The organism is Streptomyces inhibens, from assembly GCF_022221585.1.
Lineage (GTDB): Bacteria > Actinomycetota > Actinomycetes > Streptomycetales > Streptomycetaceae > Streptomyces > Streptomyces inhibens.
Genome location: NZ_CP084681.1, coordinates 6,121,118 through 6,144,238 on the forward strand (window position 1 = coordinate 6,121,118; position 23,121 = coordinate 6,144,238).

General features: G+C 70.0%; 22 protein-coding genes and 1 pseudogene. 15 read left to right on the forward strand and 8 right to left on the reverse strand.

Annotated elements, in window-relative coordinates; genetic code table 11:
* The first annotated feature begins 147 nt into the window (after positions 1-147).
* The 7 genes from KI385_RS27855 (at position 148) to KI385_RS27885 (ending at position 7,964) form a co-directional block, all read left to right on the forward strand.
* Positions 148-1,002 (forward strand): bifunctional methylenetetrahydrofolate dehydrogenase/methenyltetrahydrofolate cyclohydrolase, encoded by an 855-nt coding sequence (locus KI385_RS27855; protein ID WP_128512447.1) that lies wholly within the window; start codon positions 148-150, stop codon positions 1,000-1,002.
* A 66-nt stretch (positions 1,003-1,068) separates the two neighbouring features.
* Positions 1,069-1,497 carry a DUF3017 domain-containing protein gene (locus KI385_RS27860; protein ID WP_238574909.1) on the forward strand — a complete coding sequence of 143 codons (429 nt, stop codon included), beginning with the start codon at positions 1,069-1,071 and terminating at the stop codon, positions 1,495-1,497.
* Positions 1,498-1,994: 497 nt separating this feature from the next.
* A complete protein-coding gene (locus KI385_RS27865; RefSeq protein ID WP_238574910.1) occupies positions 1,995-3,206 on the forward strand; it encodes a helix-turn-helix domain-containing protein in 1,212 nt (403 codons plus the stop codon).
* Positions 3,207-3,623: 417 nt separating this feature from the next.
* Complete coding sequence (locus KI385_RS27870; protein WP_128512450.1) at positions 3,624-4,616, forward strand: malate dehydrogenase; 993 nt, start codon at positions 3,624-3,626, stop codon at positions 4,614-4,616.
* A gap of 237 nt (positions 4,617-4,853) precedes the next feature.
* Positions 4,854-6,671: a hypothetical protein gene (locus tag KI385_RS27875; protein WP_238574911.1), complete on the forward strand. Its 1,818-nt coding sequence runs from the start codon at positions 4,854-4,856 to the stop codon at positions 6,669-6,671.
* A 16-nt stretch (positions 6,672-6,687) separates the two neighbouring features.
* Positions 6,688-7,062 carry a hypothetical protein gene (locus tag KI385_RS27880; protein ID WP_238574912.1) on the forward strand — a complete coding sequence of 125 codons (375 nt, stop codon included), beginning with the start codon at positions 6,688-6,690 and terminating at the stop codon, positions 7,060-7,062.
* 2 nt (positions 7,063-7,064) lie between these two features.
* Entirely contained in the window at positions 7,065-7,964 is a 900-nt protein-coding gene (locus KI385_RS27885) for a hypothetical protein (protein ID WP_238577869.1), read from the forward strand.
* Between the two features lie 27 nt (positions 7,965-7,991).
* On the opposite strand, the gene KI385_RS27890 is transcribed toward KI385_RS27885, so the two are convergent.
* From KI385_RS27890 to KI385_RS27900, 3 genes are all read right to left on the reverse strand, one after another.
* A complete protein-coding gene (locus KI385_RS27890; protein ID WP_238574913.1) occupies positions 7,992-8,204 on the reverse strand; it encodes a DUF5988 family protein in 213 nt (70 codons plus the stop codon).
* 94 nt (positions 8,205-8,298) lie between these two features.
* A complete protein-coding gene (locus KI385_RS27895; RefSeq protein WP_238577870.1) occupies positions 8,299-8,889 on the reverse strand; it encodes a Uma2 family endonuclease in 591 nt (196 codons plus the stop codon).
* Positions 8,890-8,981: 92 nt separating this feature from the next.
* On the reverse strand, positions 8,982-9,797 hold the full coding sequence (locus tag KI385_RS27900; protein WP_238574914.1) for a hypothetical protein: 816 nt from the start codon (positions 9,795-9,797) through the stop codon (positions 8,982-8,984).
* Between the two features lie 213 nt (positions 9,798-10,010).
* On the opposite strand from KI385_RS27900, the gene KI385_RS27905 reads away from it, so the two are divergent.
* The 7 genes from KI385_RS27905 (at position 10,011) to KI385_RS27935 (ending at position 17,814) form a co-directional block, all read left to right on the forward strand.
* On the forward strand, positions 10,011-11,519 hold the full coding sequence (locus KI385_RS27905; RefSeq protein ID WP_238574915.1) for an aldehyde dehydrogenase family protein: 1,509 nt from the start codon (positions 10,011-10,013) through the stop codon (positions 11,517-11,519).
* A 57-nt stretch (positions 11,520-11,576) separates the two neighbouring features.
* Positions 11,577-13,127 carry a GMC family oxidoreductase gene (locus KI385_RS27910; RefSeq protein ID WP_238574916.1) on the forward strand — a complete coding sequence of 517 codons (1,551 nt, stop codon included), beginning with the start codon at positions 11,577-11,579 and terminating at the stop codon, positions 13,125-13,127.
* The gene (locus KI385_RS27915; protein ID WP_238574917.1) at positions 13,127-14,248 is read left to right on the forward strand and encodes a quaternary amine ABC transporter ATP-binding protein; all 1,122 of its coding nucleotides are present in this window, start codon (positions 13,127-13,129) and stop codon (positions 14,246-14,248) included. The genes KI385_RS27910 and KI385_RS27915 overlap by 1 nt, the downstream gene beginning before the upstream one ends.
* Positions 14,248-14,418: a hypothetical protein gene (locus KI385_RS27920; protein ID WP_238574918.1), complete on the forward strand. Its 171-nt coding sequence runs from the start codon at positions 14,248-14,250 to the stop codon at positions 14,416-14,418. The genes KI385_RS27915 and KI385_RS27920 overlap by 1 nt, the downstream gene beginning before the upstream one ends.
* Positions 14,415-16,409: an ABC transporter permease gene (locus KI385_RS27925; RefSeq protein WP_238574919.1), complete on the forward strand. Its 1,995-nt coding sequence runs from the start codon at positions 14,415-14,417 to the stop codon at positions 16,407-16,409. The genes KI385_RS27920 and KI385_RS27925 overlap by 4 nt, the downstream gene beginning before the upstream one ends.
* Positions 16,410-16,411: 2 nt before the next feature.
* The gene (locus KI385_RS27930; RefSeq protein ID WP_238574920.1) at positions 16,412-17,404 is read left to right on the forward strand and encodes an ABC transporter substrate-binding protein; all 993 of its coding nucleotides are present in this window, start codon (positions 16,412-16,414) and stop codon (positions 17,402-17,404) included.
* 188 nt (positions 17,405-17,592) lie between these two features.
* Positions 17,593-17,814 carry a hypothetical protein gene (locus KI385_RS27935; RefSeq protein ID WP_238574921.1) on the forward strand — a complete coding sequence of 74 codons (222 nt, stop codon included), beginning with the start codon at positions 17,593-17,595 and terminating at the stop codon, positions 17,812-17,814.
* 315 nt (positions 17,815-18,129) lie between these two features.
* Here KI385_RS27935 and KI385_RS27945 read toward each other — a convergent pair.
* From KI385_RS27945 to KI385_RS27955, 3 genes and pseudogenes are all read right to left on the reverse strand, one after another.
* A pseudogene (locus KI385_RS27945) lies at positions 18,130-18,365 on the reverse strand (helix-turn-helix domain-containing protein); the annotation flags it as partial.
* A 95-nt stretch (positions 18,366-18,460) separates the two neighbouring features.
* Positions 18,461-19,603 (reverse strand): hypothetical protein, encoded by a 1,143-nt coding sequence (locus KI385_RS27950; RefSeq protein ID WP_238574922.1) that lies wholly within the window; start codon positions 19,601-19,603, stop codon positions 18,461-18,463.
* A gap of 563 nt (positions 19,604-20,166) precedes the next feature.
* On the reverse strand, positions 20,167-20,754 hold the full coding sequence (locus tag KI385_RS27955) for a GNAT family N-acetyltransferase (RefSeq protein ID WP_238574923.1): 588 nt from the start codon (positions 20,752-20,754) through the stop codon (positions 20,167-20,169).
* Positions 20,755-20,911: 157 nt separating this feature from the next.
* Here KI385_RS27955 and KI385_RS27960 point away from each other — a divergent pair, with 157 nt between their 5' ends.
* The gene (locus tag KI385_RS27960; protein WP_238574924.1) at positions 20,912-22,081 is read left to right on the forward strand and encodes a trypsin-like serine peptidase; all 1,170 of its coding nucleotides are present in this window, start codon (positions 20,912-20,914) and stop codon (positions 22,079-22,081) included.
* Here the strand turns inward: KI385_RS27960 and KI385_RS27965 are convergent.
* Both KI385_RS27965 and KI385_RS27970 read right to left on the reverse strand, forming a co-directional pair.
* A complete protein-coding gene (locus KI385_RS27965) occupies positions 22,056-22,274 on the reverse strand; it encodes a DUF397 domain-containing protein (protein ID WP_238574925.1) in 219 nt (72 codons plus the stop codon). The two genes, KI385_RS27960 and KI385_RS27965, sit on opposite strands and share 26 nt — an antisense overlap.
* Complete coding sequence (locus KI385_RS27970; protein WP_238574926.1) at positions 22,271-23,113, reverse strand: helix-turn-helix domain-containing protein; 843 nt, start codon at positions 23,111-23,113, stop codon at positions 22,271-22,273. Before KI385_RS27970 ends, KI385_RS27965 begins: the two co-directional genes overlap by 4 nt.
* Between the last annotated feature and the right edge of the window lie 8 nt (positions 23,114-23,121).

Sequence of the window (23,121 nt, forward strand, 5' to 3'; positions counted from 1 at the left end):
AATCCTTCTAGTTGCGCATTCACTCTGTCCAGTCAAGGTTGCTAGCTGTTGTCCAAGTGCAATGATCAATTCCGGCCAACGACGCCTTCGCGACGTCCCGCGCGCCCTGATTGGAACGTGGCCCCCCTCATCCGGGAGGATGGAGGCATGACTGCCCAGATTCTGGATGGCAAGGCCACCGCAGCCGCTATCAAGTCCGAGCTCGCCACCCGCGTCGAGGCGCTGAAGGCCAAGGGCGTGCAGCCTGGCCTCGGCACCCTCCTGGTCGGCGACGACCCGGGCAGCCGTTGGTACGTCAACGGCAAGCACCGCGACTGCGCCCAGGTCGGCATCGCCTCGATCCAGCGCGAACTGCCGGAAACCGCCACCCAGGAGGAGATCGAGGCGGTCGTACGGGAGCTGAACGAGGACCCGGCCTGCACCGGCTACATCGTCCAACTCCCGCTCCCCAAGGGCATCGACGCCAACCGCGTTCTGGAGCTGATGGATCCGGCCAAGGACGCCGACGGGCTGCACCCGATGAGCCTGGGCCGGCTGGTGCTCGGCATCGAGGGCCCGCTGCCCTGCACGCCGTACGGCATCGTCCAGCTGCTGCGGCGGCACGAGGTCGAGATCAAGGGTGCGCATGTGGTGGTCGTCGGCCGCGGCATCACCATCGGCCGCCCGATGCCGCTGGTGCTGACGCGTAAGTCGGAGAACGCCACGGTGACCCAGTGCCACACCGGCACCCGCGATCTGTCCGCGCACCTCAAGCAGGCCGACATCATCGTCGCCGCGGCCGGTGTGCCGCACATCATCAAGCCCGAGGACGTCAAGCCCGGCGCGGCCGTCCTGGACGTCGGCGTCAGCCGCGACGAGGCGGGCAAGATCGTCGGCGATGTGCACCCCGGCGTCGCCGAGGTCGCCGGCTGGGTCGCCCCCAACCCGGGCGGTGTCGGCCCGATGACCCGCGCCCAGCTGCTGGTCAATGTCGTCGAGGCCGCCGAGCGCGCGGCCGGCTGAGCGCGCGGGAACCTGAGACCCTTGTCTTTGACAGACGGATCCGGACACCGGAAGGGACTGCCAGCCATGGGTGCCGAAGCGCATTCGGACGGGGCCTCCGAGCCGCAGCGCTCCTCGCGCCGCTTCCCGACGCTGACCCGCGACACGGCCCGGCCGGAAGGCGGCGGGCGGGCCGCCTCGGGCGGCTATCCCGCGCCCGCCCGGCAGTGGCCGCTGCTCGCCGTCATGGGCGGCGTCGCGGCCGGGCTGCTGCTCGTGGCGCTGGACGCGTTCCGTATCGGGACGCTGGTGATCGGGCTCTCCCTGCTGGCGGGCGCCGTGCTGCGGTGGGCGCTGCCGTCGGTGGGGATGCTGGCCGTGCGCTCCCGCTTCACCGATATGGCGACGTACGGGCTGCTGGGCTTCGTGATCGTGATGCTGGCGCTGATGGTGCAGCCCAAGCCGTGGATCCACATCCCGTTCCTGGACGACATCGTCCACTTCACTGTGCGCTGAGTCACCGACGGCGTCGGTGTGAAATGTGCCACGACCACGCCGGACGGCGGCACGGCAAAGACGGCGGCCCGTCCTCTCCCCCCCCCCGGGGAGGACGGGCCGCCGCTGTGTGACCGAGCGCCCTGCGACAGCGGGTGGTTGAAGGCGCCGCCGTAGTGCTTGAGGTCGCGGTTGTTCCGCGCGACCTTCTGCGCGGGGGCGGCGGTCGCGACGGCCGGGGCCGGTGCCAGGCCTCCGAGCCGCGGGCCGTGTGCATACCCGTGCGCCGTCCTGGCCAGTTCTTATCGGGATACATACGGAAGTCGTAGGAGCTCCGGCGGAAATGTCACACTGCTCGGTGCGCGGGGCGCGCGCGGATGTGCAACGCACGGCCGAGTGCTCCCGTACACCCGTGGGAAGGGAACTGTCGTCCGGCCAGGGGCATCCCTGTGGGTAGCAAGTAGGGCGGGCCGGGGGGAGCCGCCGCTGTCGTGGGTGAGTGGGGATAGGGGGAGGCAATGCCTCGCTGGAAGGCGCTTCCGGAGGAACTGGATCCGCAGGTGCGGGAGTTCGCCGGCCAGCTGCGCAGGCTCGTGGACCGCAACGGACTGAGTGTGGCCACCGTCGCGGACCGTACGGGCTACAGCAAGACGTCGTGGGAGCGCTATCTCAACGGCCGGCTGCTGCCGCCCCAGCGCGCTGTGATCGCGCTCGCCGAGGCCACCAAAACGCACCCTGGCCATCTCACCACGCTGTGGGAGCTGGCCGAACGTGCCTGGAGCCGGTCGGAGATGCGGCACGACGTCACCATGGAGGCGATACGGGTGGCCCAGGCGCGGGCCGCTCTGGGGGAGTTCGATACAGAGCCGGCGGAGGCGCAGCCGTCCGCGAAGCCTGCGAAGGCCGCCAAGACCGCGCGGTCCGCGGATTCCGCGGACTCCGCCAAGGACGCGCCGTCCGCGCAGGCCGCCAGGGCCGCGCAGTCCGTACGGGTCGCGGAGCCGCAGCCGATCCCGCCGGTGCCGCACCAGAGGAGCGGGGAACTGCCGTCGCCGGCGGACTTTCCCGAATGGGCACAGACAGTGGCACAGCCCCCGGTCACGGATGCGGCTCCCTCCCCGGCGGCCGCGCCTGCCGCAGGTGTCGAGGGCCGGCGCGGCCGCCGGAGCCGGGCGGTCATGCTCACCGTCGGCGCGGTCGGCGCGCTGCTGGTGGCCGTCTCCGCCGTACTGCTGCTGAATCCGGACACCGATGCCGGCAAGAAGACCGCCGCGCCCTCCCCGGCGGCCGCACCGAGCAAGCAGCCGGTGCTGCCCGCCGGGGTGCGCTGCGCCGGCGCCGGCTGTGTGGGGAAGGACCCGGAGGCGATGGGGTGCGGCGGGCCGCGCGCCGTCAGCCCGTCGCGCGGTCTGGCGGGCGGTGCGGTGATAGAGGTCCGCTATAGCTCTCTCTGCCATACGGCCTGGGCCCGGATCAGCGGCGCGGCGCCGGGCGACCAGGCCACCATCAGCGCGGGCGGGCACAGTGCCACGGCGCGGGTCGAGCGGAACGGCACCGCGTACACCGCGATGGTCGAGGTGGCGGGGGACCCGGCGAAGGTCGCGGCCTGCGGGACGACCATGGCGGGCGTGAAGGGTTGCGCCCGGCCGGTGCCGACCACCGCTGCCGGTCCGGGCACGCCCACCGGGCCCGGCACGCCCACCGGTCCGGCCGCGGGGGCGGGCCGTTAGCGCACGAGCCGATGAGCCGGCGCCCGCCCGGCGCGCACCGCTGGCCGGGAATCGCCGTCGGGGGACGTCGTCCGAAATACGGGGGGCATGCCCGCCGGGATCCCGGGCATGCGACCGATATCCCCCCACGGGTGTGGCACAACTCGGCGGCCGCCCGCGCTCCCCCTCCTTGAGCGGGCGGCCGCCGCACCCCGTACGACGGCGTGGAGACCGCCGTACAGACCGCCGTACGGACGCCCCGAAGCACCCGGTGAGGTGTTCCACACCGGCCCGTCGCTTGCTGTGGGCAGGGGTCCGATAGCCTGACGGCCGGGTCTCTCGATACCAAGAGACCTCGATAGCTGGGCAGGGACACCCACCGCCACCCATGGTGGTCCAGGGGCTTGCCCCCGGAAAAACACCGCGCAGGAGATCGCCATGACCCGCACTCCCGTCAATGTCACCGTCACCGGCGCAGCCGGCCAGATCGGTTACGCACTCCTCTTCCGCATCGCTTCCGGTCATCTGCTCGGCGCGGACGTGCCGGTCAAACTGCGCCTCCTGGAGATCCCGCAGGGTCTGAAGGCCGCCGAGGGCACCGCCATGGAGCTCGACGACTGCGCCTTCCCGCTGCTCCAGGGCATCGACATCTCGGACGACCCGAACGTGGCCTTCGACGGCGCGAACGTCGCCCTGCTCGTCGGCGCCCGCCCCCGTACGAAGGGCATGGAGCGCGGCGACCTGCTGGAGGCCAACGGCGGCATCTTCAAGCCGCAGGGCAAGGCCATCAACGACCACGCCGCGGACGACATCAAGGTCCTGGTCGTCGGCAACCCCGCCAACACCAACGCGCTGATCGCCCAGGCCGCCGCGCCGGACGTACCCCGTGAGCGCTTCACCGCGATGACCCGTCTGGACCACAACCGCGCCATCTCGCAGCTCGCGCAGAAGACCGGCACCCCGGTCTCCGAGATCCGCAAGCTGACGATCTGGGGCAACCACTCCGCCACCCAGTACCCGGACATCTTCCACGCCGAGGTCGCCGGCAAGAACGCCGCCGAGGTCGTGGGCGACCAGAAGTGGCTGGCCGACACCTTCATCCCGACCGTCGCCAAGCGCGGTGCGGCGATCATCGAGGCCCGTGGCGCGTCCTCCGCCGCGTCGGCCGCCAACGCCGCCATCGACCACGTCCACACCTGGGTCAACGGCACCGCCGACGGCGACTGGACCTCGATGGGTATCCCCTCGGACGGCTCCTACGGCGTCCCGGAGGGCCTGATCTCCTCCTTCCCCGTCACCACCAAGGACGGCAAGTACGAGATCGTCCAGGGCCTGGAGATCAACGACTTCTCCCGCGAGCGCATCAACGCGTCCGTGAAGGAGCTGGAGGAGGAGCGCGAGGCCGTCCGCGGTCTCGGCCTCCTCGGCTGAGCCACCGCCGCGGCCGCCCACCACGGGCGGCGCCGCAGTCATCCCGAGCCCGCACGGTCCACAACGGCCGTGCGGGCTCGGCCGTTTCACCGCATCGCCCGAAGCATTCGGTAATCGCGCTGGCACGGTGCGTCCCGCTCCCCTATGCTGCGGATTCCGCATCGCCCCGCCCGGCCACCGGCAGCTCGCTCGCCAACCAGGCCGCCGGGGTGGCCAGTTGGTTTTCGGGGGAGGCCGATGAGCCGGACCGACGTGCCTGCGCAGCAAGGAGAACCCGACGACCCGCGGCGATTAGGCCGGACACCGGAGGGCCCCGAGCCCGCGCCGCTCCCCCCGACCCCGCCGGGCGCCAGCGAGGCCACCCGGCTGCTGTGCGCGGGCACCTACCTGGACGACGCGTTCCGCGACGCGGTCATCGACGAGCTGTACGTCCATGAGGAGCGGTTCGCCGCGCCCTCCCTGGGCATCGACGCCGCCCGGGTCCTCGCCCACGCGCTGCGCGCCCGGCGTCTCCAGCTGGGCTGGGCGGCCGCGATCCTGCTGCTGTGGATCGTGGCCATCCCGCTGACCTCCGGCCTCGTGGCGCTCTACCTCTTCCCCATCATCCTGATGGCGCTCGGCCGCGCCGTCCGCCGGGCACCGATTCCGCGCTGGCTGGCCGTGCCGATCGCCTTCCTGCTGCGCTGGTACGGACGGCTGTCGCTGACCTTCTTCTACTTGTCGCTGCTGGTGGTGGTGTGCGGCGGGGCCAACATGATGGGCGTGGGCGGGCCGCTCTGGTTGCTGGACGCCTTCAACTCCCTGACGAGCGACGCCTCGGACGGCTACGGCTCGTCCTACGGCATCGCGCCGTGGCAAGACGCCCTCGGCCAGACGCTGGGCGCCTCGCTCGGGGGCGTCGGCCAGGGCAACCCCCTGCTGCGGGTGTGGATCACGCTGCTGTTGCCGCTGGTGCTGGCCGCCATGGTCGCTCTGCAACGCGGCCAGTTCGCCCGGGCGCTGGCGCGCGAACTGTCCAGGGAACGCTTCCCCGACGTCATGTCCGACCCCGCGGAACGGTCCGAGGGCTACCGCTTCCATCGGCTGCGGGACCGGGTGCGGACCGAGCAGCACGGGCCGCTGGTGATGTACCGGGCCACCAACCCGTTCTGCGGTGCCGGCCAGTCCTACCGGACCTGGTCGCTGTCGGTGGAGCTGAACCCCCGGGCGGGCCGCGATCCCGAACCACTGGACAACAGCGCCATCCTGGCCCGCATCGTCCCCCTCGTGGCGGCGCTGCGGGTGCCGTCGCCGCACGGTTCGCCACAGTCCGCGGCCGCGGTACGCGACCGGCTGCGCGCACTGGAGATCGACGAGTGTGTCTTTCTGCCGGCCGAGGGGCTGCCGACCCGCGAGGCGGCGCCGTACGCACCGCAGGCGTTCGAGGAACACCGGGCCGCAGCGGTGGAGGAGGGCGGCGAGACCCGGCGGCACTTCCTGCGCATCCGGGTCGGCGGCTGGAACGAGGGCATCGTCACCACGGTCTTCGTACGGGTCCACACACAGGGCGGGATGCTGATGATGGAGGTCGCGCCCCATGTCCTGTGGCCGCTGCGGCAGATCTTCCAGGACGCCGACCGGCTCGCCCACCAGTACCGGCACCACGACCACTTCGGCAAGGCGGTGTGGGCGCTGTCCCGCACCCCCCGCTCCGCCGGACACGCCCTCATCACGTTGCTGGGCGGCGGGCTGCCGAGCTGGCGGCTGGCCACCGCGGGCCATGGCGCGGCACTCCCCGAAGGCCCCGGCGCCTCCGTACGCGAACTGGGTTCCTACGGTGAGTCGTCGCTCTTCCAGGACATGGACGTCGCCCGCTATCTGAGGACCATTCAGCAGCGGGTGGTGGCCGGGGTGACCACGGCGCTGCGCGAGGCCGGCTATCAGACCGACGAGTTCGAGCAGCGGGTGGTGCATGTCGCCGCGGGCGGCGTCTACGTCGAGTCCGCACAGGGCGCCGTCGGCATCGGCGACCACAACACGATCACCAACAACACCACCCAGCGTGGCTCTGCTTAGAAGGGAAGTACCCAGCATGGCAACGGCTGACGAGCGCGGCAACGGCATCCACATCGGCAGCGTCCGGGGTGCCTTCGCCATCGGCGACCACAACACGGTGACCCACAACGAAGGCCCCGGCGGGCCCGCGGCGGACCCGGCGCAGGAGGAGCTGCTGCGCGCCGTCCGCGCACTGCGCGAGGACCTCTCCCGAGCGGTGGAGACCCCCGAGATCACGGCGCTGAGCGGCGAACTCGCCGACACCGAAACGGAGATCGCGGACACCGGAGCGGCCGGGCCGGGCCGGCTCGCCCGGCTCCGTACGGCGCTCGCCGACGCCGGTGCCGTCGTCGGTCTGCTGGCATCCGGTGCGGCGGTCGGACAGGCGGTCGCGGCCCTGGTGGGAGGGTGACGATGAAGGGTGGCGGCCAGGCCCGCTGGAACAAGGAGACCCAGAGCTGGGAGGACGGCACGCCGCCGCCCGCTCCCTATACGGGGCCGATGCCGCCCCGGCCGGCCTTCGCACCGTCCACGGGTACGGCACCGGGCGCGCCTGAGGGGGTGCCTCCAGGCACGGCCGGCCCCGGCCCGTACCCGGCACCGCTCCTCGCCCCCGAACACGAACCCGTACCCGGCGTCCGTCGCCGTACCGCCCTGGTCGCCGGTGCGGCCGTGGCCGTGATCGCGGCGGCCTGCGGCGGCGCCTATCTGCTGTGGGGCAACTCCGGCGATGACCCGGCCGCCGCCCGCCCGCCGTCCGGCACCAAGGCCGCCGCCTCGGCAGCCACGGACGCCACCGCGCCCACCGACGCAACCGGCGACGCGGCACACGCCACGGGCGGCACGGCGACCGGTCCCTCCACCACCGAGCTCCCCGACGGCTATCGCCTGGTCCACGACGACGGGGGCTTCACCACCGCCGTGCCGAGCGGATGGCAGCGCAGCGAGCGCAACAACTCGGTGTTCTACACCGCGCCGGACGAACGGGGGCTGGTGCAGATCTACAAGATCCGCGAACCGGACACCCCGCGCCAGTCACTGCAGAAGACGTCGGAGGAGCTGTCCCGCAACCCCGGCTACGAGGAGATCAGCCTCGGACCGCTGGACGGTCCGGCCCCCGGGCAGGACGCCACCCAGCTGGTCTACGCCTATGACAACAAGAGCATCGGCGAGCGCGTCAAGGTCGTCGACTGCGCCTTCACCGTCGCTGACGGCCGCCGGTTCACCGTACTCGTCAGGGGTACCGAGGCCGACTGGCCGGAGCAGGAACGGACGCAGCAGATCGCGCTGCAGGCCTTCGCCCCCACTGGCTGAACCGTTCGCACGGGCCCCGGAGCAGCCCTATCCGGGCAGCTCCGTACGCTCCCACCACTCGTAGACGGGCAGCGGGCCCTCAGGGGTGTCCTGCTGCCGGTCAGTGGCCCGGAAGTGTTCATAGCCGGCGCGGAACGGGATCTTCAGCTCGGTCGTCCCGGGAGGATCGATCGGCACGATCCGCTCGGGGAACTCCTCGGGGCCACCCTCCAGCACTGCCTTCGCCGCTGTATCAGCCATGCCTGCATTGTCTTCCGGACCGCCGCCCACGGCTCCTCCTGTTCGGCAGTGCGGGTGACGCCGCGAAGACCTGGGCCAAGGTCTGCTCCTGGGGTCAGTCCCGGGGGAAGTCCTCGGTGGAGAGGGTGATGCCGACCACCGTGTCGGTGAGATCGATCGGCTGGCCGTACACGAGCGTGACGTCGACCTTGTAGTCGCCGTCCTGCGGGTGGGTGAAGATGCGGCAACGGCCGATGTAGGGATCGGCGATCACGTAAACCGGGACCTCGGCGAGGGCGTAGGCCGTCTTCTTCGGGCCGTAGTCGTTGGCTGCGGTGCCTTCGGAGATGACTTCGGCGACGAAATCGATGTCCTGGTAGCGCCAGCGGCCCTTCTCGGTTTTGGCGTAGTCCTCGGCCATGGCCACCACGTCGGAGGCGAATCCGTTCAGATGGCCGGGAAAGTCGATGCGGACGTCGGACAACACGCGCTTCTTCGGATACCGCGTACGCAGATGTTCGACGATGTCCAGGATCGTCTCCCAGTGCGTGGCCCGCTGCGGCGACATGTGGATGGCTCCCCCGACGATCTCGAACTTGTAGCCCTCGGGGACGGACTGCTCCAGCCGCTCGAACAATTCGTCCAAGGTCGGCTCATTGGGCTCGGCCATCTCAATCCTGTCGGTTCGCTCAAGGCTGATGGTCATCGTGCCGCTCCTCCCCGCCGCCTCGCGCCTGCGGGCGGCCCGCACGGTTCAACGATACGAATGTACGAACGGTCACGCGCCGTATGCGGGGGTTACGCGTTCGGCTCTCCCTGCCCCTCCAGCAGCTCCTTCACCGATGAGATGTCGACCGTATCGCCGGGGGCGGGTGTCTTGGCGGAGACCGGGGTGTCGTAGTTGCTCAGGAGGATGGTGCCGGTCTCGTGGTCGATCTCGGCGGTGAGTTTGAGGGGGTAGTGCTTGCCGTTGATGGCCACGTAGACGGTCTGGACGGCGCCGTTGGCCTTCTTGACGACGGGGAGGACCGGGGTGCCTTCGAAGGTGGTGGGCCGGCCCTTGGTGAGGGTGACGGTTGCGGAGGGTGACGGGGTGCCGGAGGGGGACTCGTCGTGGCCCGTGGCCGACTTCTGGAAGGCCTTGAGGTCGCAGGCGTCGGCCAGGCTCTGGAGGACGGCATCGTTCTTGGTGGTGCCGTGCAGGTAGGTGTCCTTGTATTTGTCGGCGGCCGTGGTGCCCTCACTGCCGGGCAGCTGGCTCTTCCAGAAGGTCGCGTCCGGCTTCAGCCAGACCTGGGTGCCGCGCTTGATGATCTCGACGCGGCCGAGCGGGCCCTTGCTGATGGCGCCGGCACAGTTGCCGGCCTGGTCGAGGGTGAGATCGAGCTGGGTGGGCTCCGCGGTGGTCCGGGTGCGCAGTCGCAGGGAATGCGCGGCGAGGAGTTCGTGGAGCGCGGTGTCGGCGATCTGCTGGGCCGATTTACCCGCGAGGTCGCCCTCGCCGTCGGGGTCGTCGGCCGCTGCCACGGCGCCCGTGGAGGTGGCCCCGGCTAGCAGGGCCGCGCCGCAGCTCAGGGCTACGGCGGCGGTGGCGGCACGGCGTCTGCTGGTCATCTCGGCACCTCCGGTGCGGAGGGGACGTACAGCGATGGACATACAGCTATTCAGGCTACGTACCGGGACATCCGGCCGCACGTTGAGTGAGTCGGGTCACTTTCCATGAATGTTTGGGCATAGGTACGGCGCTTCCGGGGAGGGCTCCCTGTTGCTGGTGACGCCAGTGGTTGCACCAGTGGGAACAACTCAGTAACCGGAAGGCAGAACGACGTGTCGTCAATCGAGACCATTCACGTAGACGGGGTGTGGCTCCCCGCCGCATCCGGCGCCACGCGGGAGGTCCTCGACCCCGCCGACGCGACGACGCTCCAGGTGGTGTCCGAGGGCGGCACCGAGGACACCGACGCGGCCGTCGCCGCGGCCAGGCGGGCCTTCGACGGCGGCGCCGGCGCCTGGCCCCGTACGGCCGTCGCCGAGCGCTCCGCGCTGCTGCGCCGGGTCGCCGACCTGCTGCAGCGCGACCGCGAGGAGATCGCGCTCATCGAGAGCCGGGACACCGGCAAGACGCTGGAGGAGGGCCGGGTCGACGTCGACGACGTCACCAACGCCTTCCGGTACTTCGCCGATGTGGTGATGAACGAGAGCGGCGGCCGGGTCGTCGACGCCGGTTCGCCGGAGGTGCACAGCGTGGTCGTGCATGAGCCGGTCGGTGTCTGCGCGCTCATCACGCCGTGGAACTACCCGCTGCTGCAAGCCAGTTGGAAGATCGCGCCGGCCCTCGCGGCCGGCAACACTTTTGTGATCAAGCCCAGCGAGGTCACCCCGCTGTCGACCGTGCATCTGATCAAGCTGCTGGTCGAGGCCGGGCTGCCGGCCGGTGTCGCCAACATCGTCACCGGCGCGGGCGTGCCGGTGGGTCAGCGGCTGGCCGAGCACCCGGATGTGGATCTGTTCTCCTTCACGGGCGGCCTCGTCAGCGGTACGAAGGCGGGCGCGGCGGCGGTCTCCGGCGCCAAGAAGATCGCGCTGGAGCTGGGCGGCAAGAACCCCAATGTCGTCTTCGCCGATGCCTGCGCCACCGAGGAAGGGTTCGACACCGCCGTCGACCAGGCCCTCAACGCCGCGTTCATCCACAGCGGGCAGGTCTGCTCGGCCGGTGCCCGGCTGATCATCGAGGAGTCGGTGCGCGACCGCTTCGTCTCCGAACTCGCCCGCCGCGCCGAGAAGATCAAGCTCGGCCGGGGCACCGAGGACGGCGTGGAGTGCGGTCCGCTGGTCTCGCAGCAGCAGCTCGACAAGGTCGAGGCGTATGTCGCCTCCGCGCTGGCCGAGGGTGCCCAGCTGCGGTGCGGCGGCGCCCGCCCCAAGCCCTCCGACGTACGGCCGGCCACCGGCTACTTCTACCCGCCGACCGTGCTGGACGGCTGCCACCGCGAGATGAAGGTCGTCAGGGAAGAGACCTTCGGCCCGATTCTGACGGTGGAGACCTTCGTCACCGAGGACGAGGCCGTCGCGCTCGCCAACGACACCGAGTACGGCCTCGCCGGCGCCGTGTTCTCCGCCGACACCGCGCGCGCCCGCCGGGTCGCCGCCCGGCTGCGGCACGGCACGGTCTGGATCAACGACTACCACCCCTACCTCCCGCAGGCGGAGTGGGGCGGCTTCGGCAAATCCGGCATCGGACGTGAATTGGGTCCCACAGGTCTGGACGAATACCGCGAAAGCAAGCACATTTACGAAAACCTCCGGCCGGAGCCGGTGCGCTGGTTCGCGGGCTGACACCCGACCCCCGCTTCGCACCACCCGCACCACGCGCTTTGCAGTAAGGAGCACCCCATGCCTGTGTACGACTACGTCGTTGTCGGCGGCGGCACCGCCGGTTCCGTCATCGCCTCCCGGCTCACCGAAAACCCGGACGTCACCGTCGCCGTCATCGAGGGCGGCCCCTCCGACCTCGACCGTGACGAGGTGCTGACGCTGCGCCGCTGGCTCGGTCTGCTCGGCGGCGAGCTGGACTACGAGTACACGACCACCGAGCAGCCGCGCGGCAACTCGCACATCCTGCACAGCCGCGCCAAGGTGCTCGGCGGCTGCTCCTCGCACAACACCCTGATCTCCTTCAAGCCGCTGCCGTCCGACTGGGACGAGTGGGAGGCGGCGGGCGCGGCCGGCTGGGGCGCCAAGGAGATGGACCCCTACTTCGGCAAGCTGCGCAACAACATCGTGCGGGTGGCGAAGAAGGACCAGAACCAGATCGCGTCGGACTGGATCGAGGCCGTCAAGAGCGCGCTGGACGTCCCCGAGGTCGTCGGCTTCAACGACCGGCCCTTCGAGGAGGGCGTCGGCTTCTTCGACCTCTCCTACCACCCGGAGAACAACAAGCGCTCCTCCGCCTCCGTCGCCTACCTCCACCCGCACATGGAGGCCGGTGACCGCCCGAACCTCACGCTGATGCTGGAGACCTGGGCGCACAAGCTGGAGCTGGACGGGACCCGCGCCAAGGGCGTACACGTCCGTACGAAGGACGGCGAGGAGATCTACGTCGAGGCCGCCCGCGAGGTGCTGGTCTGCGCCGGCGCGGTGGACACCCCGCGGCTGCTGATGCACTCCGGCATCGGTCCGAGGAAGGACCTGGAGGCGCTGGGACTGCCCTGCGTGCTCGACCTGCCGGGCGTCGGCGAGAACCTCATCGACCACCCCGAGTCGGTGATCGTCTGGGAGACCGACGGTCCGATCCCGGACAACTCCGCGATGGACTCCGACGCGGGCCTGTTCGTCAAGCGGGACCCGGAGCACAAGGGCCCCGACCTGATGTTCCACTTCTACCAGATCCCGTTCACCGACAACCCCGAGCGGCTGGGCTACGAGCGCCCCGAGCACGGTGTGTCGATGACCCCGAACATCCCCAAGTCCCGCTCCCGCGGCCGCCTTTACCTCACCTCCGCGGACCCCGAGGTCAAGCCCGCCCTCGACTTCCGGTACTTCGAGTGCGACGAGAACGGGGTCGACTACGACGGCGACACCCTCGTCGACGGCATCAAGCTGGCCCGCAAGGTCGCGCAGGCCGAGCCGTTCGCCAAGTGGCTCAAGCGGGAGGTCTTCCCCGGCCCCGAGGTCACCGACGACGCGGAGATCAGCGAGCTGGTACGCAAGGCCGCGCACACCGTCTACCACCCGGCCGGCACCTGCAAGATGGGTGCCGCCGATGACCAACTGGCCGTCGTCGACCCCGAGTTGAAGATCCGTGGGCTGTCCGGCATCCGTATCGCCGACGCCTCCGTCTTCCCGACGATGCCGGCCGTCAACCCGATGCTGGGCGTGCTCATGGTGGGGGAGAAGTGCGCCGAACTGCTCCGTGAAGCCCCGACCCAAGGAGGTGATGCGTGATGGCTACCACCGCCGCCGGCGCATCCGAGATACCCAACGTCCGCAACGCCGTGGACACCGAAGAGGACAGCCGCGAGGTCGTCTTCTCCGTCCGCCACCTCTGGAAGGTCTTCGGCCCCAAGGCCGACAAGATCCCCGACGACTCCTCGGTCGCCGAGCTCAGCGCCCAGGAGCTGCGCGAGCAGACCGGCTGCACCGCCGCCGTCCGCGATGTCTCCTTCGACGTCCACAAGGGCGAGGTCTTTGTCGTCATGGGCCTGTCCGGCTCCGGCAAGTCCACCCTCGTCCGCTGTCTGACCCGGCTGATCGAGCCGACCAGCGGCGATCTGGAGATGGACGGCGAGGACGTGCGCGCCATGGACCGTGGCGCACTGCGCGACCTGCGCCGCCGCCGCGCCGCCATGGTCTTCCAGCACTTCGGCCTGCTGCCGCACCGCAGCGTCGTCGACAATGTCGCCTACGGCCTGGAGATCCAGGGCGTCGCCAAGGGCGAGCGCCGCGAGAAGGCCACCGAGATGGTGGACAAGGTGGGCCTGGCCGGGCTGGAGAAGCGCCGCCCCGGGCAGCTCTCCGGCGGTCAGCAGCAGCGCGTCGGGCTGGCCCGCGCACTCGCCGTCGACCCCGAAGTCCTGCTCTTCGACGAGCCGTTCAGCGCGCTCGACCCGCTCATCCGGCGCGATATGCAGGAAGAGGTCGTCCGCCTGCACCGCGAGGAGGGGCGGACCATGGTCTTCATCACCCACGACCTCGCCGAGGCGCTGCGGGTCGGCGACCGGATCGCCCTGATGCGCGACGGCCAGATCGTCCAGCTCGGCACGCCCGAGGAGATCGTCGGCTCGCCGGCCGACGACTATGTCCGCGACTTCGTCCGTGACGTACCGCGCGAGCAGGTGCTGACCGTACGCCGCGCGATGCGCCCGGCCGAGGACGGCGAGGCCGAGCAGGGCCCCGCGCTGGGCCCCGACACCCTCATCTCCGACGCCATCGAGGCGGTCGCCCGCTCCGGCGGCGCGGCCCGTGTCGTCGACGGCAACCGCTGCCTGGGCATCGTCGACCACGCCTGTCTGCTGAACGTGGTCGCCCGGCTCGACAGCCCGCAGCACGGTGGGGTGGCAGCCTGATGTACGCCGCGACCACCCGCGGCGGCGCGGTCCGCGCCGTCGGCTCCAGAGCTCCCGCGGCCACGCCGCGGGCCCGGCTGCGCGCCGCCTGGCTGCGCCACTGGCGCGAGGCCCAGCGCTGCGCCGCAATGAATGTGCCCACCGGCACCGTGAAGCGGGGGCGCGCATGAGTGTTTTCGGTACGCCCCCGATCTCCCAGAGGTACCTCGACACCGTCAAGCCCGCCCCGGTGCAGCAGCTGCTGCAACGCCGCGGCCTGGCCAAGCTCCTGCTGCTCGCCGTCGCCGCGGCGGTCATCGTCCCGCTGCTGCAGGCCAAGTACGGCGCCGCCTGGCCGTCGTCGCTGACCGTCGATGTCTCCGGCCCGCTCGGCAAGACCAGCGACTGGATCATCGACAACCGCGACAGCCACCCGCTGTTCGTCTACTTCCTCGGTCACCTCAGCAACGCCGTGGTGATCTCCGTACGCGGCGTCTATCTGCTGCTGCTCGCCCTGGGCTGGACCGGCGTGACGGCCGGCGTCACGCTTCTCGCCTGGCGCGTGGCCGGCCCCCGCATCGCCGCTACCGCCCTGATCTCCTTCCTGGTCAGCGGTCTGCTCGGCATGTGGGTCCCCACCATGCAGACGCTCGCCCTGATGGTCGTCGCGGTGCTGGCCTCCGTGATCGTCGGCGCCCTGCTGGGCCTGGCCGCGGGTCTGTCGGACCGGCTGTTCAAGATCCTGCGCCCGGTCCTGGACACCATGCAGGTCCTGCCGGCCTTCGCCTACCTCCTCCCCGTCGTGCTGGTCTTCGGCATCGGCGTACCGGCCGCCCTCCTGGCCACCGTCATCTACGCCGCTCCGCCGATGGCCCGCCTGACCGCGCTCGGCCTGCGCGGCGCCGACGCCGGAGTGCTGGAGGCCGCCTCCTCCCTCGGCGCCACCGGACGGCAGCGGCTGCTGACCGCCCGCCTGCCGCTGGCCCGTAAGGAACTCCTCCTCGGCGTCAACCAGACGATCATGATGGCGCTGGGCATGGTCGTGATCGCCTCGATGATCGGCGCCGCCGGTCTCGGTGACCGCGTCTACCAGGCGCTCGCCTCGGTCGACGTCGGCGCCGCGCTCACCGCCGCGATCCCGATCGTCCTGCTGGCCATCGTCATGGACCGCACCACCGCGGCCGCCGGCGAACGCCTTGGCACCGAGCCGGACACCACCGGCCCGAAGCTGCTCCGCGGCTGGCCGGTATGGGCGGGTATCGCCGCGCTCACCGCCGTGCTCGCCCTTGTCGGCCGCCTGGCCGGCTCCCTGGTCTGGCCGACCGGCTGGGTCGTCGCCATCGCCCGCCCGGTCAACGACTTCAAGGAGTGGATGGTCGACCACCTCTACTCCGGCGTCCCCGTCGTGGGCGGCACCGCCGACTGGGCCGCGCACTTCACCAACTGGGTGCTCAACCCGCTGCGGGACGGCCTGACCGCGCTGCCTTGGTACGGCACGCTGCTCATCGTCGCCGCGCTGGCCTGGCTCATCGGCACCTGGCGCACCGCTCTGACCGCCGTCCTCGCGATGGCCGCCATCGGTGTGCTGGGCGTCTGGAAGCCGTCCATGAACACCCTCTCCCAGGTCCTCGCCGCCCTCGCGGTGACCCTGGTGATCGGCTTCGGCGTCGGCATCCTCGCCGCCGGCAGCAAGCGCTTCGAAGCGATCCTGCGGCCGGTCCTCGATGTCATGCAGACCATGCCGCAGTTCGTGTATTTGATCCCCGTGGTCGCCCTGTTCGCCGTGGGCCGCGCCCCGGCCGCCGCCGCGGCGGTCGTCTACGCGCTGCCGGCCGTCATCCGCATCACCGCCCAGGGCCTGCGCCAGGTGGACCCCGCGGCCATGGAATCGGCCCGCTCGCTGGGCGCCACCCGCTGGCAGATCCTGCGCCAGGTGCAGCTTCCGCTCGCCCGGCCCGCTCTGCTGCTGGCCGTCAACCAGGGCGTGGTCCTCGTCCTCGCCGTCGTCATCATCGGCGGTCTGGTCGGCGGCGGTGCCCTCGGCTACGACGTCGTCACCGGCCTCGCCACCGGAGACCTGGCCCTCGGCCTGGTTGCGGGTGTGGCGATCGTGTGCCTGGGCCTGATGCTCGACCGGGTCACCCAGCCCACCGAACGCCGTACGACGGGGAAGGGAGCCTGACCATGTCCCGTACGCGCACCAAGATCCTCGGGACGACCGTGCTCACCGGCACGGTGCTGCTCTCCCTTTCGCTCTCCGCCTGCGGCAAGGCGGACATGACCAAGCAGTCCTCGCCGTTCGCGGCGGCCAAGGGCTCGAAGTCCGTCACCCTTTCCGTACAGACCTGGGTCGGCGCCCAGTCCAATGTCGCGGTCGCCAAGTACCTGCTCGAACACAAGATGGGCTACCACGTCGACACCGTCCAGGTGGACGAGATCCCCGCCTGGGACGCCCTCAGCCAGGGCCGGGTCGACGCGATCCTGGAGGACTGGGGCCACCCCGACCAGGAACAGCGCTACGTCAAGGACAAGAAGACGATCACCGCGGGTGGCGGCAACGGCGTCACCGGCCACATCGGCTGGTACGTCCCCAAGTACTGGGCCGACAAGCACCCCGAGGTCACCAACTGGAAGAACCTCAACAAGTTCGCCAAGCAGCTGCGCACCTCGGAAAGCGGCAACAAGGGCCAGCTGATGGACGGTTCGCCGTCCTATGTCACCAACGACAAGGCGCTGGTGAAGAATCTCGGCCTGGACTACGAGGTCGTCTTCGCCGGCTCCGAGGCGGCCCAGATCACCCAGATCCAGCAGTTCGCCAAGGCGAAGAAGCCCTTCCTGACGTATTGGTACGAGCCCCAGTGGCTCTTCAACCAGGTGCCGATGGTGGAGGTCGCACTCCCCAAGTACACCGACGCCTGCGCGGAAAAGGGCACCAAGGATCCGCAGTCCATCGACTGCGCCTATCCCACCACCCCCCTCCAGAAGTACTTCAACACGGACTTCGCCACGAGCGGCAGCAGCGCCGCGGCGTTCCTGAAGAACTTCAAGTGGACCAAGGACGACCAGAACGAGGTCTCCGAATCCATCGCCTCGGGCGGCCTGTCGGCCGATGAGGCGGCCAAGAAGTGGGTGGACAAGCACCCGGACGTCTGGAAGAGCTGGCTGCCCAAGAAGTAGCCCACGCGAGAGCAGCCGCGGGCAGTCGCACGACAGGTACGTGCGACTGCCCGCTGCCGCGCCTGGGCGTCGGCCTCCGGCTGGTGCATCGCTCTCGCTCGTTCGGGTGGCGGGCGACGAACGGGGGCAGCGCGCGGGGGCGGACACAGCAGGCTATGACGCGCCACCGACGAAAGGTCCGGCCCGTCATGCCCCTGCCGCCGACATGCCCCACTCCCGAGTGCGACGACCGGCTGTGGAAGGACACCACGAACACCAACACCGACTGGGACAACTGGCGTTGGTGGTGCCAGCGCTGCGACAAGCAGTGGTATCCCACCGCGGACCAGATCGCGGAGTTCCGTTACGGGGCATCGGGGACACCGGGCAATGCCGTCTACCGCGATCCCAGGGTGGCGGCCCGGCGGTAGGGCGCTCGGCAGGGGCAGTGCTCCAGGGCCTGTCCGATGGGTCGGTCGCCGGACTCGTCGGACAGTCCCTAGGACCCACCAGCCGGCTTTGGCGGCCCTGCTCGTTCCGGCCGTTCATTTACGGCGCTCCAAAGGCCCGGCCGTCCGTCTCGGGTGAGCGGACAGCCGGGGCCGGTAGATGAAGGTCAGCCGAAGGAGGCCGACCACTTTCCGCGCGAGAAATGGCATACGCCATCCGGCGTGATGTGCACGTGGCTGGCGTAGAGGGGAAGGCCGCCCTCAGCATTGAGCCGATTGCGGATGCGCTCCAGGGCCTGCCGACTTCGACACCCCGAACAGCGGGGCGAGCTGGCGCAACGTCAAGTTGGTGCGCCAGTACGCCGCGACCAGGAGTACCCGGTCCTCATCGGAAGACCCCACGGACGGCCCCGCCGCACGACATCCGCACCGTCGCGCCGCACCCCGGTCACCAACTCGCTGAAGCAGCGGGGGCTCGGCCCGGTGAACGGGGCTATCCAAGACGGCTCCGACGCCGTGATCACACCAGCCACACCAAGACCATCTCACCCGTTACGGGCGGTTACGGGGCAGCCCTTGGGTGGCGTCCTGGCAGTCGACCAATGCCAGGGCGCCACGTGGGTGCGGCTCAGCTGACGCAGCCGGGGACCGGGTTGGGGCTTGGGGTGCAGTTGGTGGGGGAGTTGAGGGTGATGGTGGAGAGCACGTTGCTGATGGCGCCTGCGTTGTAGACGCCGCCGGGCGCCGCACCGGCGGTGTTTTGGCTGATGGTGCTCAGCCGGAGGGTGACGTTTCCGTCCTCGATGTTGTAGAGGCCCCCGGCCCCCAGTGCGGCGGTGTTGTCGTTGACGGTACTGGCGTTGATGATCAGTTCGGCGCCGAAGAGGTTCGAGATGCCCCCGCCGTGGCCGTTTGGCGCATGGTTGCCCGTGACGGTGGTGCCGTTGAGGGTCATCGGCGCACCGGTCTCAAAAGACCCGGTCCAGATTCCCCCGCCGCCGCCGTGTACACCTCCGCCGCTCGCGGTGTTGTTGGTGATTGCGCTGCCGGTAACGGTGAGCGGACCGCCGTCGTGGTCGATTCCTCCACCGGCAAACACGGAAGTGTTGCCGCTGATGGTGGTCAATTTGATGGTGGCGGTGCCGTCGTCCTGGTCGTAGCCTCCGCCTCCGCCGCCGACCAGGGGACTACCTGCGGAGTTATCGGTGAGGCGCGAGGTGGTGAGGTCGAGGGTGCCTCCGGGGTTGTCGATGCCTCCTCCGGCAAGGCCGGCCTGGTTGCGGGTGAGGGTGCTGAGGTGGATTTCAGCGGTTCCGCCCTCGTTGATTTCGACTCCTGCGCCACGGTTAGCGGCGTTGTCGCTGACTGTGATGCCGTGCGCCCGGAGAGTTCCACCGTCTTCGACGAGGATTCCTCCGCCGTCGGAGGCGGTGAGATTGCCACCTTTGACGGTGAGGAGGCTGACCTTGAGGGTTCCGCCATCGGCGATGTCGAGGATGCGGAAGTCGGTTGTGGCGGCGGGATCTCGCCGGATGGTGGCGCCGTTGCCGATGATGGTGATGGGTGAGGCGATGGCAGGCGTTGCGACATCGCCGGAGAAGGGGGTGGTGTAGTCGTAGTCGCAGCCGTGGGAGAGAAGGAGAGTGTCGCCGCCGTTGGTGTTGGCGTTGCTGATGGCGGAGTTGAGGGCTCCTGTGCTGCACCCTACGAAGCTCAGGGCGTGGGCGGGGGACGCGGTGATGAAGGTGGTGAGTCCAGCGGTGATGGTCACGCTGGCCACTACACGGGCCGCGAGCGCGGTACGGCGGGAAGGCCGGATGCGGGGGTGGCGCATGAGAGGGCTCCTGACGGGACTTCCGGGGCCCTGTGACCACCACTCGCGTACGCGTGTGTCGATGTAGAGGGCTACCCCGGATCGGAATGAGTGACTGAATCCGTGTCCATGCAGGGAATGGGCGGCCCGTTGCGCGGATAGCAGGAGTAACCCACCACCGCACGTTGCAACGCAAGTGATTGACAGGGTTCCACCCGTTCGGGCTATCGGTGTGCTGTCGCGTCTTTCTCCGGCCACAGGTTGGCGGGCGCAACTGTCCGCAGCAGGACCGCCTCCCTCTCTCGCTTCAAGCAAGGGGCCTTTGACATCAGCGGGTGACAGCAACGCGGGGCTACGTCCGTCACGCGGCCGGCGGACACCCCGGCTCCCGGCACGCCACCGTGCCGTGGAAGACCTACGCTCGCTCGTCGAAGCGGGTGGGCCGACCGCCTTTGCTGCCACAGCGTTGGCGGTCGGCCCGCCACACGCACCCCCGGTCACACGACGCTTCGGACACCCCCCTAGCCACTGCCAAGGCACTCCCACTCGCCCCGCGACACCGCGTACTCCACATCCCCCAGCTCCGCGCCCTCGATGTGGTCCGGCCATTCCTCGAAGAACGTCCGGACGTGGCGCAACCCCGCCTTCTCCATCACCCGGCGCGATCCGGTATTGACCGTCATCGTTGTCGCCGTCACTCGCCGCACGCCCAGCTCCGCGAAGCCGTACGCGATCACCGCCCGGGCGCCCTCGGTGGCGTACCCCCGGCCCCAGGCCGCCCGCCGCAGCCGGTAGCCGAGCTCGGCCTCCGCCACCCGACCCGGGGTGGTCGGCCGGAGCGAGAACCAGCCGATGAACTCCCCGTTGGCGGCCAATTCTGCCGCCCACACCCCGGGTGCGCCGACCGGATCTCCAGGCAGGCCGGGCCCCGCGATGAACTCCGGAAGCGTCCGTTCCAGCACCTCGGTACGCGGCACGGGCCGCCCGGTGTCGATGAAGCGCATGACGTCCGGGTCGCCGTGCAGCGCTACCAGCCGCTCCGCGTCGTCCGGCGTGAACCGTCGGAGCACCAGCCGCTCCGTACGCACCGAGATCGCCGCGTCGCCCATCGTCCGCTCCCCGTCCCGTCGTTGGTCGGGCCGCCGACCCCTGGTCGCCAGGCGGCCCTGGCGTGACGGCATAGTAGAGCGCAGCCCCACGCGGGACATGACAAATAACGGCGCGGCGTCCGCTCCGCGCCGCCACGTATCAGGGGGACTCCGCTCCATGTCAGCCATCCGCCGTTCCACCGCCGTGGCCGCGGCACTGACCGCGCTGCTCGCGGTCACCGCCACCGCCTGCGGCCCCAGCGACGACAAGGCCGCCGCGCCCGGCAGTTCGGCCGCCGCCGATCAGAAGGGGCAGGGGGACGGGGGCCTCACGCTTCCGAAGGGCGTGCCGACCAGCCTCGACGACCTGAAGCAGTGGAAGGACGGCGGGTGGCAGAACTGGGACGAGTGGGCCCGTAAGGCATCGGACTTCGTCAACCCGATCATCAAGGACCACTGGAAGACGGACCGGCTGGCGAAGGCCAAGGCCGCACCCGAGATCGGTGTGCAGGCCACCGGCGCGGGCAGCGAGTTCGACGCCACCGACCCCGAGCCGCGGCAGATCACGGCCGAGCAGGTCGACCGCCCGTACCACCAGCACATGGCCCCGGTCGGGAAGATCTTCTTCGACAGCCCCAAGGGCCCGATGGTCTGCTCCGGCACGATCGTCGAGGACCCCGCGCACCCGGGCAGGTCCAACCTGGTGTGGACCGCCGGCCACTGTGTGCACTCCGGCAAGCAGGGCGGCTGGATGCGCAACATCGTCTTCGTGCCGTCCTACAACGACAACGGCGTGCCGATGAACCAGGTCGGCAGCGCACCCTCGCAGCAGATCACGCCGTACGGCCGGTTCTGGGCCGACTGGATCACCACCTCCGGTGAGTGGATCAACATGGGCAGCGAGGAGAGGGGCAACGGCGGCTCCGCCTACGACTTCGCGGTGCTGCATGTGAAGCCGGAGAACGGCGGCGGCAAGTCGCTCCAGGAGACCGTGGGTGCCGCCGCCCAGGTCTGGTTCAACTCCCCCTCCGCCGACCAGCTCAGCTCGCTGGACGCCTTCGGCTACCCGGCCGCGCCCCCGTACGACGGCGCCCGCATGATGAACTGCCCCGCCCGCCCCGGCCGCCTCGTCATGGAGCAGGGCACGCCCGCCATGCACCGCATCGGCTGCACGATGACCGGCGGTACCTCCGGCGGCGGCTGGTTCGTCAACCGCGGCGGCAAGCTGACGCTGGTGTCCAACACGTCGATCAGCTCCAACGCCCACACCTGGCTGGCCGGCCCGCACCTGGGCCCGGAGGCACAGCGTGTCTTCGACGGCATCAGCCAGAAGTTCGCGAACCAGTAGCCGTAGGCGTAGGCGCGTACGCGAGGAAGTCGGTCCATGCCCCCGGCCTGAAGGCGAGCCGGGGGCCGTGGGGCTTCTTGGAGTCGCGGACGTGGACCGTCTGGGGGGTGGCTGCTATCTCGACGCAGTCGGATCCGGCTTCGTTGCTGCTGTAGCTGCTCTTGAACCATGCGAGCTCGGGCTCGATGCTCATGTCTCTCCCAGCAGTTTGTCGATGAAGGACAGTGACTCCCGTGGTGTGAGAGCCTGCGCCCGGATGCTCCCATACCGCATTTCCAGGGATTGCACCTCCCTGGGCTCGGAGACCAGGCGCGTGAGGTGCTGCACCTCAGCGTAGCCAAGGGTTTCACCGCCCTTGAGCTTGAACAGCCGGAAGGAGCCGCCGAGTCCGGCGTGATCGTCGCGGTCGGTCGGCATCACCTGGACCTCGACGTTCCGCAACTGACCTACGTCCAGAAGGTGTTCGAGCTGACCTCGGAGCACCATGGCCCCTCCGATCGGCCGCCGGAGCGTCACCTCTTCCTGTACGAAGCTGAAGACGGTCCCGAGCTTTGTGCGGTCGATGATCTCCTGCCGGGCCATCCGGGCGCCTACCTCCCGCTCGATGAGTTCCTCGGAGTACAGGGGGCGTCGCATGCCGAAGATCGTCCGGGTGTACTCCTCCGTCTGCAACAGGGCGTGGATCGTATGAGTGCTGTACGCGCCCAGCTCGACGGCGCCGGCCTCCAGCTTGGCCAGATTCCGCAGGTTCTTCGGGTACCGCGCCTCCTCCACGTCCTTCTTCATCGCGGCGATCCTTCCGCCCGCGTCCAACACCTCATCGGCCTTGTCGAGGAACTCGGGACGCGGAATGCGCGCACCACGCTCGATCTTGTAGATCAGGTTGTCCCCGTACCCCATGGCCGCCGCGAACTCGGCCGGGCTCAACCCCGCCGCCTCGCGCCAGAGTTTGAGCTGGCGGCCGACGGTCACGAGCACCGCTGTGGAGTCGTCCTCCACTTCGACGTCCTGGTCAAGCGCGTCTTCGGTCACTCTCCGGT